This window comes from Armatimonadota bacterium (assembly GCA_031432545.1).
GTDB classification, from domain to species: Bacteria; Sysuimicrobiota; Sysuimicrobiia; order Sysuimicrobiales; family Sysuimicrobiaceae; genus Caldifonticola; species Caldifonticola tengchongensis.
This window is the reverse complement of record JAVKGX010000003.1, coordinates 130,267-146,532: the sequence shown is the minus strand read 5'-3', so window position 1 is coordinate 146,532 and position 16,266 is coordinate 130,267. Positions and strand designations below refer to the sequence as shown.

The following is a 16,266-nucleotide window of genomic DNA, read 5'->3' as shown; positions in this document are numbered from 1 at the left end:
GCCCTCACCCGTCGCCGCGCTCGGCCGCCTGCTCGTCGAGCCCGCGCAGCACCGCCTGCACGACCGTACGCACGGCTTCCTCGAACCGTTCCTGCGCGCGCTCGCGAATGCGCTCGGCCTCCTCCTGCGCGCGCCGCACGACCTCCTCTTCGATCGCCCGTGCCTCCTCGCGGCCGCGCCGCTCCGCTTCGCGCTGGAGTTCAGCGACCTGCCGGCGCGCGCGCTCGCGGATCCGCTCGGCCTCCGCGTGCGCTTCGGCGACGATCCGCTCGGCCTCCGCTTTGGCCTGGGCGAGTTGCTGTTCGAGCTCCTGTTCCCTCTGGGCGATCAACTGCAAGATGTTCGGCCTGGACTGGTGCGCGCGGCCCTCTGCCATGGCGGTGCCTCCGAACTCCGATCCCAGGATACTCGGCTGTGCTGTCGGTTGGGGAAGGCCTGACCATGCGAGAAGCGGCCCCCGCCCACCGCCCCCGGCGTCAGGGTACCGCTTCCTCCCCTCATCCTACCAGCAAAGCCCCCCGGAATCCAGGGTCGGTCAGGGGCCGGCCAACAGTCGTCTCGCGGAGTCTATGAGCAGCAAGAACGGCTGCGGGTACAGGCCGATGACGAGCGTCCCGGTCAGGGCGACCGCCAGCCCCGCCCGCAGTCCGGGCGTCTCCGTGACGGGAGCCGCCACCGGGGGAGGCATCAGGTACATCGCCCGGATGACCCCCACGTAGTAATACAGAGAAACCACGCTGTTGACGACACCGACGACCGCCAGCCAGAGCAACCCGCCGTCCACCGCCGCGGCGAACAGATAGAATTTTCCGAAGAACCCCGCCGTAGGCGGTATCCCGGTCAGCGACAGCATGAAGACCGCCATGGCGAAGGCGACCCAGGGCGCGCGGCGGCTGAGCCCGGCGTGGTCGGGGATCTCGTCGGAGCCGGTCGCCTCCGCGGCGACGATCGCGGCGAAGAACGCTCCCAGGTTCGTGAACAGGTAGGCCAGCAGGTAGACGAGCAGGCCCGGCCGCGCCCACGCCGACTCCCAGGCCGCGACGCCGATCAGCAAAAAGCCGGCGTGGGAGATGCTGGAGTAGGCGAGCATGCGTTTCATGTTGCGCTGCACCAGCGCCAGCAGGTTGCCGACCGTCATCGACAGCGCGGCCAGGACGGCGATCAGCAATGTCCAATCGATCTGCGGGGTCGGTATGGCGACGACCAGCGTCCGCAGCAGGACGGCGAAACCGGCGGCCTTGGGTCCGACCGAAAAGTACGCCGTGACCGGCGTCGGTGCGCCTTCGTAGACGTCCGGGGTCCACTGGTGGAAGGGCACCATCGAGATCTTGAACCCAAAGCCCACCAGCACCATCGCAACCGCGGCGTAGGCCAGCGGCCCGGCCTCCCCCAGCCGATCGGCGATGTGATACAGGCTCATGGAACCGGTCAGGCCATACAGCAGCGAGAAACCGTAGAACATCACGCCGGTCGTCGCCGCCCCGTACAGGAAGTACTTGGCACCCGCCTCGTTGCTCTTGGGGTCCGCCTTCAGGTACCCGGCCAGCAGGTAGGAGGCCAGCGAGACGAACTCGATGCTCAGCAGCAGCAGAATCAGGTCGGACGCCCCCGCCATAAGCATCAAGCCCAAACAGGTGAACACGAGCATCACGTGGGTCTCGGCCACGTAGGCCGTCCGCCCGGGGAAGTAGTCCATGCCGACGAGGATCACCAGCGCCGTCGCGATCAGCGCGATGAACTTGAAGTACACGGCGAACGTGTCGACGGTGTAGGTGTCGGCGAAGATGCGGACGCCGTCCAGGCCGGCGGCACGAAGGGTTCCCAGCAGCAGGCCGGAGGCGACGACCGCCGGGATCAGCCCCAGCAGGGCGAAGGTGCCCACCAGCCGCTTGTGTTCCTTGGGCAGGAACACATCGGCCACGAGCAGGACGACCGCCAGGCCGGCTACGACCATCTCGGGGACGATCCAGCGGAGGTCGGCGGGGTTCATCGCAACATCGCCACGACGTGGCTGGACGTCAGGTTGATCAGTTCCAGCAGCGGCTTCGGATACACGCCGAAGACGATCATCAGGACCACCAGCGGCACCAACGACCACGACTCACGGCGATCCAGGTCCGGCAGATTCGCCCACTTCGGGTTGATCGACCCCAAGAAGATCCGCTGGATCGTCCACAGAAAGAACGCCGCGGTGATGATGATGCCCAGCGCCGAGAGGGCGGTGAGGATCGGGAAGATGCTGAACGCGCCGACGAAGATCAGAAACTCCGCGACGAAACCCATTAGTCCGGGAAGGCCCAGGGAGGCGAACATGGCGGTGATCGTGACGGCTCCGTACTTCGGCAGCACCGCCCACAGGCCCCCGAAGTCGTCCACACCCCGCGTGTGCGTGCGGTCGTCATAGATGACGCCCACGATCAAGAACAGGGCGCCGGTGATCACGCCGTGCGCGAGCATCTCCATCGTCGCGCCGTTCAGCGCCGTGGCCGCCGCGTTCGCCAGCTCGGGGCGTCCGTACGCGGCGGCCGCCGCCGCGATCGCCAGCATCACATAGCCCATGTGGTTGACCGAGGAGTACGCGACGAGCTTCTTCAGGTCGGTCTGCGCCATTGCCACGAGGGCACCGTAGATCACCCCAATGACGCCCAGGACGGCGATGAACCACGCATGCTGGGCGAACACATCGGGAAAGATCGGCAGGCTGAACCGCACGAACCCGTACGTGCCCAGCTTCAGCAGAACCGCCGCCAGGATCACCGATCCCGCCGTCGGTGCCTCCACGTGCGCATCCGGCAACCACGTGTGGAAGGGCCACATCGGCACTTTGATCGCAAACGACAGGAAGAATCCCCAAAACGCGAGCTGGGCTACCAGCCCCTTGTCCATCAGGGGCTTGGCCTCGATGATCCGCACCACGTCGAACGTACGCCCGTCGGGCGGCAGGTTGAAGTACAGGAGGAGGATGCCGAGCAGCATCGCCAACGACCCGACCAGCGTGTACAGGAAGAACTTGATCGCCGCATACTCCCGCCTCGGCCCTCCCCAGATGCCGATGAGAAAGTACATCGGGACCAGCGTCAGCTCCCAGAAGACGTAGAAGAGGAAGAAATCCAGCGCGAAGAAGACGCCGAGCATCCCGGTTGCCAGGATCAGAAACAGCAGATTGTACTCTTTTACGCGATGATTCTCGCGGAAGGAGTACACGACGGAGATCACCGTCAGCAGCGCCGTCATGATCGCCAGCGCCACGCTCATGCCGTCGACGCCGACCTTGTACTGGATGCCGACGAACGGGATCCACGGTGCCTGCTCGATCAGCTGCAGTCCGCGCTGGCCGAACGAGAACTGTGTGAGGATGAGCAGCGACGCCACGAACGTCGCGATCGAAAAGCCCAGTGTCAACCGGCGGATCCTCGCGTGATCGTCCCTGGGCCAGAACAGCACCACCAACGCACCCAGCAACGGCAAAAACAACGTGATGGTCAAAATCGGCATGCGCGCGGCTCCTCGGCTGCGATCTCCTGCACACTTCCTCCCAACCGCATCCTCAAACCCCGTTCCTCGACCCGCGACCGGCTACAGTCGCCACAGGCCCACGATCACGACGACGGTCAAGCCCACGGCCACCACGAGGATGTAGTTGTATACGCGGCCCGTCTGCACGTAGCGGAGCCCCAGGCCGATCCAGCGCGTCAGCACTCCGATCAGATTGACCAGGCCGTCCACCACATAGGTATCAAAGAAACGGTGGATCCGGCTGATGCCCACGATCAGGTAGCCGACGAAGTTCACGATGCCGTCGACGACACGCTCGTCGAAGATCCGCACCAAACTGGCCAGTGCGAGGCCGCCGCGCACGAAGACGAGGCCGTATGCATGGTCGAAGTACATGCGGTTGCGCAAGAATCCGTACAGGGGGCCCGTCCAGGCGCGGATGCGGTCGCTGGTGACCACCCGCAGGCCGTAGACGACCCACGCGACGCCCACCCCTGCCAGCGCCGCGGCCAGGGACCGCAGCGCCAGTGGCCACGAGAACGCCGGCGCTTCGATCCCGGCCGCCTTAAACCCCTCGAACTCCAGGAAGTGGTGGATCCACGAACCCTTTTCCCACGTCCCGGGGGCACCGACAAACCCGACGACGAGCGAGCAGGCTGCGAGCACGACGAGCGGCGCCGTCATTACGCGCGGGCTCTCGTGGGGACGGTGCTCACCGGACGTCGCCCCGTGCCCCATGGGGGATGGGCCGTGGAGCGAAGAGTGCCGGCCGTAGTCCTCCGGGAGCCAGGGGTCCGACTCGGGGTGCTTCGTGCCTCGGTACGCCCCGAAGAACGTGTAGGCCATCAGCCGCGACATGTACAGCGCGGTGAGAAACGCCCCGGCCGTCAGCGCGTAGTAGATCGCCGGGTTGTGGTGAAACGCCTCGAGTAGGATCTCGTCCTTGCTCCAAAAGCCCGCGAACGGAAAGATTCCCACGAGCGCCAAAAAACCCGCGGCGAACGTCCAAAAGGTGACCGGCATGTGGCGGCGCAGCCCGCCCATCTCCTTGATGTTGTTCGTGTGCACCGAGTGGATCACGCTGCCGGCGCCCAAAAACAACAGCGCCTTGAAGAAAGCGTGCGTCAGCAGATGAAACAGACCGGCCGCGTAGCCCAGGACCCCGAGTCCCGCCATCATGAAACCCAGCTGGCTGATCGTCGAGTACGCGAGGATGCGCTTGATGTCGTCCTGCGCCAGCGCAATCAGTCCTGCCATCAGCGCCGTAATCGTGCCGATCCATGCCACGAACAGCAGCGCCTCGTGATGCGGCGTAAAGAAGAACAGCGGGTACGCTCGCCCCACCAGGTAGACGCCGGCGGCCACCATCGTCGCCGCGTGGATCAGGGCGCTGACGGGCGTCGGACCCTCCATCGCGTCCGGCAACCACACGTGCAGGGGAAACTGCCCGCTCTTGCCGATCGGGCCGCCGAAGATCATCAACGCTGTGAGCGTGACCAGCGGGATCTGCCAGCCTCCCAACGCCACCGTCCGCGCCGCACCTTCGCCTCCCTTGCGGATCGCGTCGAACACCGCGTGGTAGTCGACGGTACCAAACTGCCAGAAGACCATCATGATGCCGATCAGCATCAGGAAGTCTCCCACGCGCGTGGTCATGAACGCCTTGATCTGCGCCGCATTGGCCGACTTCCGGCGGAAGTAGAACCCGATCAACAGGTACGAGCACAGCCCGATGATCTCCCAGCCGATCAGCATCAGCAGGAAGCTGTTGGCCAGGACCATCGTGAGCATCCCGAAGCAGAACAGCGACAGGAAAGCGAAGAAGCGACTGTAGTAAGGATCTCCGTGCATGTAACCGACCGAGTAGACAAAGATCAGGGTGCCGACGAACGTGACCATGGCGGTCATGATCGCCGACAGGTTGTCCACCGTGAACCCGATCGTGATCTCGCGATCTCCACCCACCGCCCAGGCGGCACGCCATACGAAATCCGGGGCGCCGAAGACCTTCGCGCCCAGGATCGCCAGCGCCAACAGGGTCGAGACCGACATCGCTCCGATCGCCACGAAGGCCGCGCGGTCACCCAGGGCGCGGCCCCGGAAGATCAGGACGGCGTAGGCAGCCAGCGGAAACAGCGGGATCAGCCAAGCGAGGGCGCCCATCGTTACCACTTCATGATGTTGATCTCGTCGACCTGGATCGTCTCACGCTGCCGGTAGAGGTTGAGGATCAGCGCCAGTCCGACGACCGCCTCGCAGGCGGCCAGGGTGATGATGACCAGTGCCGCGATGTGGCCGGCGACAAACGTCGGCGAGACGAATTTCGTGAACGCGACGAAGTTGATGTTGGCCGCGTTGAGGATCAACTCGATCCCCATGAGGATGGCAACCGCGTTGCGCCGCGTGAGGACCCCGTACATCCCGATCGCGAACAGCAGTGCGCCGACGACCAGGTAGTGGTTGAGGCCGATCATGCCTCGCGCCTCGCCACGACGATGGCGCCGACCAGCGCCGCCAGGATGACGATGCCGACGACCTCGAAGACCAGGACGTACGGACCGAACAGGCTCTCGCCCACCGCGCCGGGGTTGTAGGCGGGGGGCGGTGCGGCCCCCATGGGCCAACTCGTACGTGCGTACAGCCACAGCAACAGGGCGGCCAGCACACCCGACGCCGCCAGGGCCATCGGGACCTGTTCGTTGCGCTGGCGCCGACGGATGCCGGTCGCGCCCTCGGTCAGCAGCACCACGAACAGGATGAGAACCGTAATCGCCCCGGCGTAGATGAGGATCTGGACGACCGCCACGAACTCGGCGTGCAGCAGCACGTACAGCCCTGCCACGCCAAGCAGCACAGGAATCAGCGACACCGCCGCGTGGACGATGTTGCGCGCGTTGACCACGATGAGTGCGCCGGCGAGGATCATGCCCGCGAGGATGTAGAACGCGACCACCTCACCCGACACGATCCACCCCGTTCACCCCCACCGGGCCACCAAAAAGCCGACGATCAGCAGGTTCACCAGCCCCACGGGGATCAAGATCTTCCACGCAAGGTTCAACAGCTGGTCGATCCGAAAGCGTGGATAAGTCCAGCGCACCCACATCAGGAAGAACACGATCGCGTAGCTCTTCAACAGGAACCAGAACACGCCGCTGGCCACCGGTCCGACCAGCGGCAGGTCGAACGGGCCACGCCAGCCGCCGAGGAACATCGTGACGAACAGCGCGGAGCTCGCGAACAGCGAACCGTACTCGCCCAGCTGAAAGAGCGCGAACCGCATGCCCGTGTACTCCGAGAAGTATCCGGCGACCAGTTCGGACTCCGCCTCCGGCAGGTCGAACGGGATGCGGTTGGTCTCGGCCGTCGCCGCGGTCAGGAACACCAGCGCGTTGATCGCCACAAAGGGGTACAGGTACCAGGGATACGGTTGCGCCTCGACGATGCGCACGGTCGACAGCGTCCCGGTGAGGATTGCCATCGTCGCGATCGCCAGCCCCAGCGGGATCTCGTAGGACACCATCTGCGCCGCCGACCGTAAACCACCCAGCAGCGCGTACTTGTTGTTCGATGCCCACCCGCCGACCAGCACCCCGACGACGCCGACCGACAGCACCGCGGCGAAATACACCAGGCCCACGTTCAAATCGCGCACGATCACGCCCGGACCCCACGGCAACACCACGTAGGCCAGCAGCCCGCTGACCGCCACGAGGACCGGCGCAACGGAGAACAGGAGCACGTCGGCCCGCGCGGGCACGATGTTCTCCTTCTGCAACAGCTTGATCGTATCGGCCAAGGTCTGCAGGGTTCCGTGCGGCCCCACGTGCTTGGGCCCGATCCGTGCCTGGATCCAGGCGCTGACCTTTCGCTCCATCAAGACCAAAAACATCGCCACGAAGACGGCGATGAAGGTAAAGACCACCACCACCGCGACCAGGGCGCGGACGAGGTCGATCCGCCAGAGCGCGTCCAGGACCTGTCCTAGACCCACTCCAGCGCTCCCTTCTTCCACTCGTAGAGCAGTCCGACGAACAGCAACACGAGGAAGATCGCCATCGCCACGAACGCCTGCATGCCCAAGCTGCGCAGCACCACGGCCCAGGGATAGATGTACATCACCTCAACGTCGAACAAGAGGAAGATCAATGCGAACAGGTAGTAGCGGATGTTGACCTGTGACCACGCCTCCCCGAACGGGACGATCCCAGATTCGTAGGCCAACAACTTCTGCGGGTACTGGCTGCGGGGGGCGATCAGCCAAACGATGGCCAGCGGGAGGGCTGCCATGGCGGCGCCGACGAGCGCGAACACGGCCACATACACCCAGTCAAGGGGCACCACAACCTCCGCTGAGCTGTCAGGGCGCTCTACCGCCCGTTGGCCGGATGCGGCGGCCGACCACCCGTGGCCGGCCCATGACCACTCTTAGCGATCGCGCGCGCCGATCCCTTCCGTCCAACGCGCTCGTCTGTAACCACGCCGGCCTCAGGGCAGGGAGCGTTGACCGCCCACAAAGAATCGGGAGTTCCCAACGGCGAAGGAACCGATCTGCGAACCGCCGCATGCCGCGCCAGATCTGACTTTCAGCCCACGGCGGCCCAGACGCATCATACGGATCGATCGCGCGGGGTGTCAATACGGGCGGCCGGCGGTGCCGTGCGAAGGCTCAACGGATTCGTCGCACGAACGCCTCGAACCCCCGGTCGCGCAACTCAAGCACGAGGCGCTGCGCCGGTCCGGGTGAGTCGAACTCGCCGACGGTGACCCGGTACCAGCCCCCCGCGCCGCGCACCGCCGGCGAGTAGCCGAGCTCGTGGAGACGGGCGGCAACGGCTTCGGCGTTGGCGCGATCCCGGTACGCGCCAACCTGGGCGGCGTACAGTGCGGAGGCCGTCGCGGGCGCGGGGATCGCGGCCGGCTGCACCGCCGGCGTGGTGGCGGTCGGCGACGGCTCGGGTGTGGACGCCACCAGGCCCGGGGACGGCGGCGCGGGCGTCCAGGCACCCGGGACAGGAGTGGGCGAATCCGGTGACCGAGCCGCCGCGACGGGAGGGGACCCGGTCGTCGCCACCGTGGGTGACGGCATACGGCTGGACAGCGTCGCCCCCAAGGCGAACCCGATCGCCACACCGGATGCGAACACCGCCACCAAGACCGCGCGCCACCGCCACGGGCGTGCGCGCTCGCTGTGCGGGGACGCGGCAGGTACATGGACCGCGTCCTCTTGCGGGCGCTGTGCAGGGCCTGCAAAGGCGTCGCGCAGGCCGCCGTACCAGGCGTACGTGGCGGCGACGAACACGACAACAGCGGCCGCCAGGAAGACCAGCTGCGGGGAGGTGAGTTCCGCCACCACCCCGGCCGCCAACGTTCCGATCGGGAAGGAGGCCAGGCTGACGGTCCGCTCGAAGGCCCACGCACGACCCTGCATCTCTGGGGAGACGACCGTTTGGCGCGCCGCGCTGTAGTTGACGTTGGCGACCGAGACACCGAACCCGATCATCACGTAGCCAACTGCCAGTCCCCAGAACGAGGCGACGGACGCCAGCACGACCATGCCGGCGACCTCCAGGTAGCTGGCCATGGTTCCGGCGCGCGCGATTCCCAACCGCCGCCCCAGTGCTGCGCCGGTGGCGGCTCCGGCGATCGCCGCCGCACCGGCCGCGCTGAAGGCGGCACCCATGGCGGGCGTGTCCAGGCCGACGTTATGGCGGAAGTGGAACATGGCCATGGTGATCGAGGCGCCCAGTGCCAGGTTTGCGCCCAAAGACTTGAACGAGATCGCCCGGACTGCAGGATGCGACAACGCGTACCGCAACCCCTCGGCCAAGTCGTCGCGCACGCCTCGTCGGTCCGCCTCGGTGGACGCCGGTTGCGTCGTACGCACCAGCAGCATCGCCGTCGCCGAGACGAGGTATCCGCCGCTCGTGATCCACAGGCTGTTCGCCAGCCCCAGCGTCGCGGCCAGCGACCCGCCCGCCAGTGGCCCCAGCAGCATCGCGCTCTGCACCGCCAGCAGAAGCGCACTGTTGGCCGCCGGCAGGTCTTCCTTGGGGACGATCTGGGGGATGAACGCACCGGAAGCGGTATCGAAGAAGACGTTGCATACGGCCAGCGCGACCACGACGCCATACAGGTACTCCACGCGCAGGAAACCCGCGGCAGCCATCAGGGGAATTGTCGCCACCAGGCCCACCCGCACGAAGTCCATGGAAGCCATCAGCGCCCTTCGGTTGGCGCGGTCGGCAACCACGCCCGCGAGGAAGCCCAACAAGACCTCGGGGATGACGGTCAGCGCGTAGTACAGGCCGGTCTGGAGGGCCGATCCGGTGAGTTCGATGACCAGCAGGCCGACAACCAGCCAGTGCACCCGGTCGCCGAAGTTGGACACCACCTGCCCGGTCCAAAACACGAAGAGGTTGCGGTTCTGAGGCAGCCACAGCAGCGCCTGGAAGACCCTCGGTCGGGCTCTGGGCTCGGTCATGCCCCGGCTCCCTGCCGGCCGAGTCGAATGACGTTCATCCTGCTCGACTCTGGCCCAAGACGCGCCTTCGGCGCCACGATGCACACCCTCGGCGATAGCGTTTCGCGTCTTGTGCCCCAAAACCTACTGGCCGGATCCCGATCATGGGTTGATGACGCTGACGCGGGCGACGCGGCGCCGGGCGCCGGACAGGCGATCGAGCACATCGAGTACCGCTTCGGCCAAGCTCGTCGGATTGTGGCGCACCAGTTCGGTTTCGCTGATGAGCCCGTACGCGAACGGCACCAGGCCCATCTGCCGGATGCGGTCCAGATCCGGCTCGACGGGTACGGCCCCCTCGCCGCGGTAGCGCTGCAGGAGCACGGCGTTGCGTGGCATCTGGTCGTTGACGATCGCGGCGCGGACGATGGGCCCCGCGTGCTCGACGACGGCCCGCACGTGGTCCGACGCGCGGAACCCGTCGGTCTCGCCCGGCTGGGTCATGACGTTGACGATCTGGACCACCGGTGCTTCGGCGCGGCGCAGAGCATCGCCGATGCCGGTGACGAGCAGGTTCGGCAGCACCGAGGTGAACAGGCTGCCGGGTCCCAGCAAGATGAGGTCGGCGTGGGTGATCGCGTCGAGCACTTCGGGCACCGCTCGCGCGTCGGCAGGTTTCAGATAGACACGGCGGATCGCCTTGCGGGCAGCCGGGATCGCCGACTCACCCTCGGCGGTCGTCCCGTCGAGGAACTCCGCGCACAGCACGATGTTGTCCACCGTGGCGGGCAGGACCTGGCCCCGGATGGCGAGCACTCGGCTGGCCAGCCGGACCGCCGACACCAGATCGCCACCCACACCCATCATGCTCGCCAAGAACAGGTTGCCAAAGGAGTGCCCCCGCAGGTCGCCCCGATCGAAGCGATACTCGAACAACCGGGTCATCAGTGGCTCGGCCTCGGCGAGGGCGACCAGACAGTCGTTGATGTCGCCCGGAGGGAGGATGCCCAGTTCTCGCCGCAGCCGCCCGGAACTGCCGCCGTCGTCGAAGACGGTGACCACCGCCGTCAGCGACATCGTGTAACGCTTCAGGCCGCGCAGCAGCGTGGAAAGACCCGTACCGCCGCCCAGCGCGACCACCCGCGGCCCGCGCCCCAGGGCGCGGCGCTGGACCATCAACTCCGCCAATCGGTGGTCGCCGCGCGGTAGGAACAATCCGGCGACCGACCGCACCGTCGCCCGCAGTCCGAGGAACACGCAGTAGACGCCCAGTGCGATCAGCAGTGCGCCGGCGCCGACCAAACCCCACCGTTCGCCCCCCGACACCCACAGTGCCGCTCTGACGATGGCGTACAGGACCTGCGCGACGCCGACGGTGACCACGTCGGCGAGCAGGATGGCGCCGACGGCGACGAGCGATACGCCCACGAACACCAACGCCACGTAGCGCTTGACGCGGATGCCCGGTACCAGCCACTTGGCCAGTTGGCGGGTCCGTTGGACGAGGGCCCGGATCACACTACCTCACTCCTTCTCGATGTCCCGGTGCCGCACGTGCGCCTCGTATCCCTGCGCACGTAGGAACGTGACCAGTTCCTGCGCGAACACGACCGACCGGTGCCGCCCTCCGGTGCACCCGATGGCGATCGTCAGGTGCGACTTGCCCTCCGCGACGAACTGTGGAAGCAAGAACGAGACCATCTCCTCCAGCCGCTGCCGGAACCCCTGCGCTTGGGGCCAGCGCATGACGTACCGGCGGACCTCCTCGTCGGTTCCCGGCCGCGCCCGCAGCGCTTCGACGTAGTGCGGATTGGGCAGGAACCGAACGTCGAACACCAGATCTGCGTCGGTCGGCACGCCGTGCTTGTACCCAAAGGAAACAACGCCGATCCCCAACGTTTTCGACGTCTCGCCAGACGGCGCGAACAGGGCGCGGATCTCGTCGCGCAGCATCTGGGGCGTCATCTGGGTCGTGTCGATCACCTTGTCTGCCCGCTCGCGGATCGCCTCCAGCCGGCGGCGCTCTGCGCGAATCCCCTCGGGTACGGAGCCGGTGGGAGTCAGCGGGTGCTTGCGGCGCGTCTCCTTGAACCGGCGCACGAGGGCTTCGTCCGACGCATCCAGAAAGAGGATCTGGTAGCGGATGCCGCGGGAATCCAAAAACCGCAGGGCGTCGGGGATCGCGTCGAAGAACTCGCCGCTGCGGACGTCGATCACCAGCGCGACGCCCTCGAACCGGTCGTGGGCGCGCATCACGAGCTCCGCAAAGCGCGGAACCAGCGCCGGCGGCAGGTTGTCGACGCAGAAGAAGCCCATGTCCTCGAAGACGTGGGCAGCGTGGGACTTGCCCGCCCCTGACAGCCCCGTGATGACGACGAAGGGCAGATCGGCAGCTGGCGGCGGTTTGCGCGTTCGGGGTTCGGGCTGTGGGGTCACGGCGCGAGGTGTCAAGACGTCACGACCCGCGAGAGCACGACGCTGATCAGGGTCACGAGCAGCGAGACCACAAACATCGACAGGAAGCCCCCGTGGGGGATGCCCAACAGCCACACGACGATGTAGACCATCAGCGTGTTCGCCACCAGCGTGAACAGCCCCAGCGTCACCAGGTTCAAGGGAAGCGTCACCACCAACACCACCGGCCGGATGAAGGCGTTGGCCAGGCCCAGGACGACCGCCGCGAGCACGGCGGTCTGCGCGTCGGCAAGCCGAAAGGCCGCCGGATAGATCTGCGTCGCAAGCCACAGCGACAGGCCGGTGATCGCGAACCGGATGAGAATGCCCATGCTCGTCTCCGATCGGACCTCAGCCACCGGCCGGGCCACTTTTACACGACCTCCGCGACGAGCTTTGCCACATGGGTGGGCAGCTCTGCCACCCGGACGCCCGCGGCCTGCAGTGCCGAGACCTTGCCCGCCGCCGTGCCCTCGGTACCCGAGATCACCGCGCCGGCGTGCCCCATGCGTTTGCCCGCAGGTGCGGTCCGCCCGGCGACGTAGGCCACCACCGGCTTGCGGACCCGCTCGCGGATGTAGGCCGCCGCCTCTTCCTCCGCGGCCCCCCCAATCTCACCGACCAGCACGATCGCCGACGTCTGCGGGTCGTTCTCGAACGCCTCCAAGATCTCGACGAACGTCAGGCCGATCACCGGATCGCCGCCCATCCCGACGGCGGTGGACTGGCCGATCCCTGCCGCCGTCAGGCCCGCGACGATCTCGTAGGTCAGCGTACCGGAGCGCGACAGCAGGCCTACCGGCCCGGGGCGGAACAGGTGGCCGGGCATGATCCCGATCTTGCAGCGGCCGGGGGAGGTTACACCCGGGCAGTTCGGCCCGACGACGCGCACGCCCTGGCGGCGGGCGGCGTCGACCACCAGGATCGCATCGTGGACCGGGATGTGCTCCGTGATCACCACGACGGGATCCAGGCGCGCAGCGATGCACTCCAACGCCGCGTCCTTGGCGAAGGGGGCGGGCACGAACAGGCACGCCGCGTTCGCATCGGTGTGCTGTACCGCTTCCTCGACCGTGTCGAAGACGGGGACCTCGTGCACGCTCGTGCCGCCCTTGCCAGGCGTGACGCCCGCCACCACCTGGGTGCCGAACTCCAGCATGCGGGCGGTGTGGAACTGACCCTGGTGGCCGGTGATGCCCATCACCAGCACCTTCGTGTGCTCGTCGACCAGTATCGCCAAGGGAACCTCCGAAGACGGCGGTCGCGCGGCGCCGGAAACCGATCAGCGACGGCTAGCCGTTGATCGCCCGTCGTATCTTCTCCCCGACTTCCCGGATCCTCTGCATGTCGCCGGGTACCAGCTCCCAGTCGAACCCCTTGCCGTCCCCGCTCCACCGGGGGATCAGGTGAACATGGTAGTGAGGGACGACCTGGTGGGCAGCACGGCCGTTTGCCTGGTTCACCGTCAGGCCGTCGGGCTGCAGCGCAACGCGGATCGCGTCGGCGATGCGCTTGGCCGCGCGCGCCACCGCTTCCGCCTCCTCCACCTCCAGGTCCCACAGCGTGGAGGCATGCCGCTTGGGGACGACGAGCAGATGCCCGTCGTTGAGCGGGTTGATGTCCATGAACGCAAGCACCCGTTCGTCTTCGTAGACCTTCGTCGACGGCAACTCACCGGCTGCGATCTTGCAGAACACGCACTCCACGGCGCGGCCCTCCATCGCCCGTGACGCCGGCGTTTACGACGCCAGCCGTACGGCCTCCCGGGCTGCTTCCTCCGGATCCACGAACGCCGAAATCCCTGCTTCGCGCAGGATGCGCCGTCCCTCCTCCTCGTTGGTGCCTACCAGCCGGATGCTCGCGGGCACCGGAGGGCGTGAGGCGACGATCCCACGGGCGATGTCGTCGCAGCGAGTGATGCCGCCGAAGACGTTGATGAACAGCGACCGAACGCCGGGCTTGCGCAGGACGATGTCGATCGCCTGGCGCATGTTCTCGGTCGACGCCCCCCCACCGATGTCGAGGAAGTTCGCCGGCCGCCCCCCGAAGTGCGCGATCATATCCAACGTCGCCATCACCAGCCCTGCCCCGTTGCCGATAATCGCGATGTCGCCGTCCAGTTCGACGTAGGAGAGGTCGTTTTGACGGGCCAGCCGTTCCAGCTCGCTTAGCTCCTCGTTGTCGGGCAGGTCCTGATGGCGGTGGAGGGCATTGTCGTCGACGATCAGCTTCGCGTCCACCGCCACCAACTTCCCGTCGGCGACAGCCAGGGGGTTGATCTCCGCCAGCTCGGCGTCCCTCTCGGCGCACAGCCGGTACAGCGCGTGCGCGATCTGGGTGAACTGCACCAGAGCCGGCCCACCGAAGCCCAGTCGGCGACCCACCGACCGCGCATGGAACGGATGGAACCCAAACAGCGGGTCCACGTGGAGCCTGACGATCGCCTCGGGGGTCGCGCGCGCCACCTCCTCGATGTCGACGCCGCCAAAGGCCGAGGCGACACAGACCAGGCGGCGCGCCGAACGGTCCACCGTGAAGGCGAGGTAGTATTCGCGTTCGATGTTGGCGGCCTCCGCCACGAGAACCTTGCGGACGACTTCGCCCTTGATCTCCATGCCGAGGATCTCCTGTGCCGCCTCCTGCGCCTCCTGCGGCGTCCTGGCGAGTCGGATGCCGCCCGCCTTGCCGCGTCCGCCGACCATCACCTGCGCCTTGACGACCACAGGGTAGGCGAGGCCGACATCGCCGACCTGTTCAGCCCGTTCGACTACCGTACCGTTCTGGACGGGGATCCCGTACGTGCGGAACCACTCCTTGGCCTGGTACTCGTGCAGCTTCATGGGATCAAGCCACCTCGCTCGCAGCACATACTTCCCGGCGCGTGCCGCTGCGCCACCTCCGCGCAGACTCTAGACCCTCACGCCCCCGAGCAGCTCCCGTATGGCGGCGACCGATGCCCGGAAGGCAGTTCGCTCCGGGTCCGACAGAGGGAGTTCGAGCACCCGCTCGACCCCGCCGGCGCCCAGCACCACCGGCACCCCGACGCAGACGTCACGCTCACCGTACTCCCCGTCGAGGTAGAAGCAGCAGGGGATCACGCGTTTGCGGTCGCGCACGATCGCCTCGGTCATCTCGCACAGGGCCGCGCCGGCCGCCGTGAACCCGCTCGCCTTCATCAACTCGGTGATCTCCGCCCCCGCCCGCCGGGTACGGGCGACGATGGCCTCCAGCCGCTCCGGTGGGAGCAATCGCGAGACCGGCATGCCGCGCACGCTGGCCAACGACGCCAGGGGCACCATGTCCTTGTCGGTGTGGGCGCCGATCACCATCGCGTCGACGTCGCGGACCGACACGCCGATCTCCATCGCCAAAAGGGCCCGGAACCGGGTGCTGTCCAACGCCCCGCTCTGGCCGATCACGCGCTCGCGCGGAAGCCCCGACGCCCGGTAGGCGACGTAGGTCATCGCGTCCAGGGGGTTGGTCAGGATGATGTAGACGGCGTCCGGGGATCGGGGCACCACCTGCTCGACGACGCCGCGCACGATGCCGGCGTTGGTGTCCAGCAGCTCCTCGCGCGTCATGCCAGGCTTTCGGGGAACCCCGGCAGTCACGATGACCACATCGGAGTTCGCCGTGTCGGCGTAGTCGTTCGAACCCATCAGCCGGCAGTCGAAACCGGCGATCGGCCCGGCCTGCAGGATGTCGAGGGCCTTGCCCTGGGGGAGTCCCTCCACGATGTCGGTCAGGACGATGTCCCCGAGGTGATGCGAGGCGAGCCAGTGGGCCGCGGCCGTCCCCACGGTGCCCGCGCCGACGATCGAGATCTTCGGGCGTCCAAGCGGCATTGCGGATGC

At 67.1% G+C, this 16,266-nt stretch carries 16 protein-coding genes; all 16 read right to left on the bottom strand.

Annotation, left to right across the window (positions count from 1 at the left end):
• Positions 1-4 precede the first annotated feature (4 nt).
• The 16 genes from QN163_05340 to mdh all read right to left on the bottom strand — a co-directional run bounded on the left by QN163_05340 (position 5) and on the right by mdh (position 16,257).
• Complete coding sequence (locus tag QN163_05340) at positions 5-376, bottom strand: V-type ATPase subunit subunit G family protein (GenBank protein ID MDR5683435.1); 372 nt, start codon at positions 374-376, stop codon at positions 5-7.
• Between the two features lie 159 nt (positions 377-535).
• Complete coding sequence (locus QN163_05335) at positions 536-1,990, bottom strand: NADH-quinone oxidoreductase subunit N (GenBank protein MDR5683434.1); 1,455 nt, start codon at positions 1,988-1,990, stop codon at positions 536-538.
• Positions 1,987-3,495: an NADH-quinone oxidoreductase subunit M gene (locus tag QN163_05330; protein ID MDR5683433.1), complete on the bottom strand. Its 1,509-nt coding sequence runs from the start codon at positions 3,493-3,495 to the stop codon at positions 1,987-1,989. The genes QN163_05335 and QN163_05330 overlap by 4 nt, the downstream gene beginning before the upstream one ends.
• Positions 3,496-3,576: 81 nt before the next feature.
• Positions 3,577-5,658 (bottom strand): NADH-quinone oxidoreductase subunit L, encoded by a 2,082-nt coding sequence (nuoL, locus tag QN163_05325; GenBank protein ID MDR5683432.1) that lies wholly within the window; start codon positions 5,656-5,658, stop codon positions 3,577-3,579.
• Positions 5,659-5,660: 2 nt separating this feature from the next.
• Positions 5,661-5,969, bottom strand: coding sequence for an NADH-quinone oxidoreductase subunit NuoK (gene nuoK / locus QN163_05320; GenBank protein MDR5683431.1), 309 nt, complete (start codon positions 5,967-5,969; stop codon positions 5,661-5,663).
• Complete coding sequence (locus tag QN163_05315; GenBank protein ID MDR5683430.1) at positions 5,966-6,460, bottom strand: NADH-quinone oxidoreductase subunit J; 495 nt, start codon at positions 6,458-6,460, stop codon at positions 5,966-5,968. Before QN163_05315 ends, nuoK begins: the two co-directional genes overlap by 4 nt.
• Positions 6,461-6,472: 12 nt before the next feature.
• A complete protein-coding gene (gene nuoH, locus QN163_05310; GenBank protein MDR5683429.1) occupies positions 6,473-7,489 on the bottom strand; it encodes an NADH-quinone oxidoreductase subunit NuoH in 1,017 nt (338 codons plus the stop codon).
• On the bottom strand, positions 7,480-7,785 hold the full coding sequence (locus tag QN163_05305) for an NADH-quinone oxidoreductase subunit A (protein MDR5683428.1): 306 nt from the start codon (positions 7,783-7,785) through the stop codon (positions 7,480-7,482). The genes nuoH and QN163_05305 overlap by 10 nt, the downstream gene beginning before the upstream one ends.
• Positions 7,786-8,164: 379 nt before the next feature.
• Positions 8,165-9,979: an MFS transporter gene (locus QN163_05300; protein MDR5683427.1), complete on the bottom strand. Its 1,815-nt coding sequence runs from the start codon at positions 9,977-9,979 to the stop codon at positions 8,165-8,167.
• A gap of 141 nt (positions 9,980-10,120) precedes the next feature.
• Positions 10,121-11,476, bottom strand: coding sequence for a YvcK family protein (locus QN163_05295; protein ID MDR5683426.1), 1,356 nt, complete (start codon positions 11,474-11,476; stop codon positions 10,121-10,123).
• A gap of 6 nt (positions 11,477-11,482) precedes the next feature.
• A complete protein-coding gene (gene rapZ / locus QN163_05290; GenBank protein MDR5683425.1) occupies positions 11,483-12,409 on the bottom strand; it encodes an RNase adapter RapZ in 927 nt (308 codons plus the stop codon).
• Positions 12,406-12,783: a phage holin family protein gene (locus tag QN163_05285; GenBank protein ID MDR5683424.1), complete on the bottom strand. Its 378-nt coding sequence runs from the start codon at positions 12,781-12,783 to the stop codon at positions 12,406-12,408. The genes rapZ and QN163_05285 overlap by 4 nt, the downstream gene beginning before the upstream one ends.
• Before the next feature lie 2 nt (positions 12,784-12,785).
• Positions 12,786-13,652 (bottom strand): succinate--CoA ligase subunit alpha, encoded by an 867-nt coding sequence (gene sucD, locus QN163_05280; GenBank protein ID MDR5683423.1) that lies wholly within the window; start codon positions 13,650-13,652, stop codon positions 12,786-12,788.
• A 52-nt stretch (positions 13,653-13,704) separates the two neighbouring features.
• Entirely contained in the window at positions 13,705-14,118 is a 414-nt protein-coding gene (locus QN163_05275) for an HIT family protein (protein MDR5683422.1), read from the bottom strand.
• A 33-nt stretch (positions 14,119-14,151) separates the two neighbouring features.
• Entirely contained in the window at positions 14,152-15,252 is a 1,101-nt protein-coding gene (sucC, locus tag QN163_05270) for an ADP-forming succinate--CoA ligase subunit beta (GenBank protein MDR5683421.1), read from the bottom strand.
• Between the two features lie 69 nt (positions 15,253-15,321).
• Positions 15,322-16,257, bottom strand: coding sequence for a malate dehydrogenase (mdh, locus tag QN163_05265; GenBank protein ID MDR5683420.1), 936 nt, complete (start codon positions 16,255-16,257; stop codon positions 15,322-15,324).
• Positions 16,258-16,266 lie beyond the last annotated feature (9 nt).

Coding starts and splice junctions, on each gene's coding strand:
- QN163_05340 (MDR5683435.1), bottom strand. CDS start 376: ATGGCAGAGGGCCGCGCGCACCAGTCCAGGCCGAACATCTTGCAGTTG.
- QN163_05335 (MDR5683434.1), bottom strand. CDS start 1,990: ATGAACCCCGCCGACCTCCGCTGGATCGTCCCCGAGATGGTCGTAGCC.
- QN163_05330 (MDR5683433.1), bottom strand. CDS start 3,495: ATGCCGATTTTGACCATCACGTTGTTTTTGCCGTTGCTGGGTGCGTTG.
- nuoL (MDR5683432.1), bottom strand. CDS start 5,658: ATGGGCGCCCTCGCTTGGCTGATCCCGCTGTTTCCGCTGGCTGCCTAC.
- nuoK (MDR5683431.1), bottom strand. CDS start 5,969: ATGATCGGCCTCAACCACTACCTGGTCGTCGGCGCACTGCTGTTCGCG.
- QN163_05305 (MDR5683428.1), bottom strand. CDS start 7,785: ATGGCAGCCCTCCCGCTGGCCATCGTTTGGCTGATCGCCCCCCGCAGC.
- QN163_05300 (MDR5683427.1), bottom strand. CDS start 9,979: ATGACCGAGCCCAGAGCCCGACCGAGGGTCTTCCAGGCGCTGCTGTGG.
- sucC (MDR5683421.1), bottom strand. CDS start 15,252: ATGAAGCTGCACGAGTACCAGGCCAAGGAGTGGTTCCGCACGTACGGG.
- mdh (MDR5683420.1), bottom strand. CDS start 16,257: ATGCCGCTTGGACGCCCGAAGATCTCGATCGTCGGCGCGGGCACCGTG.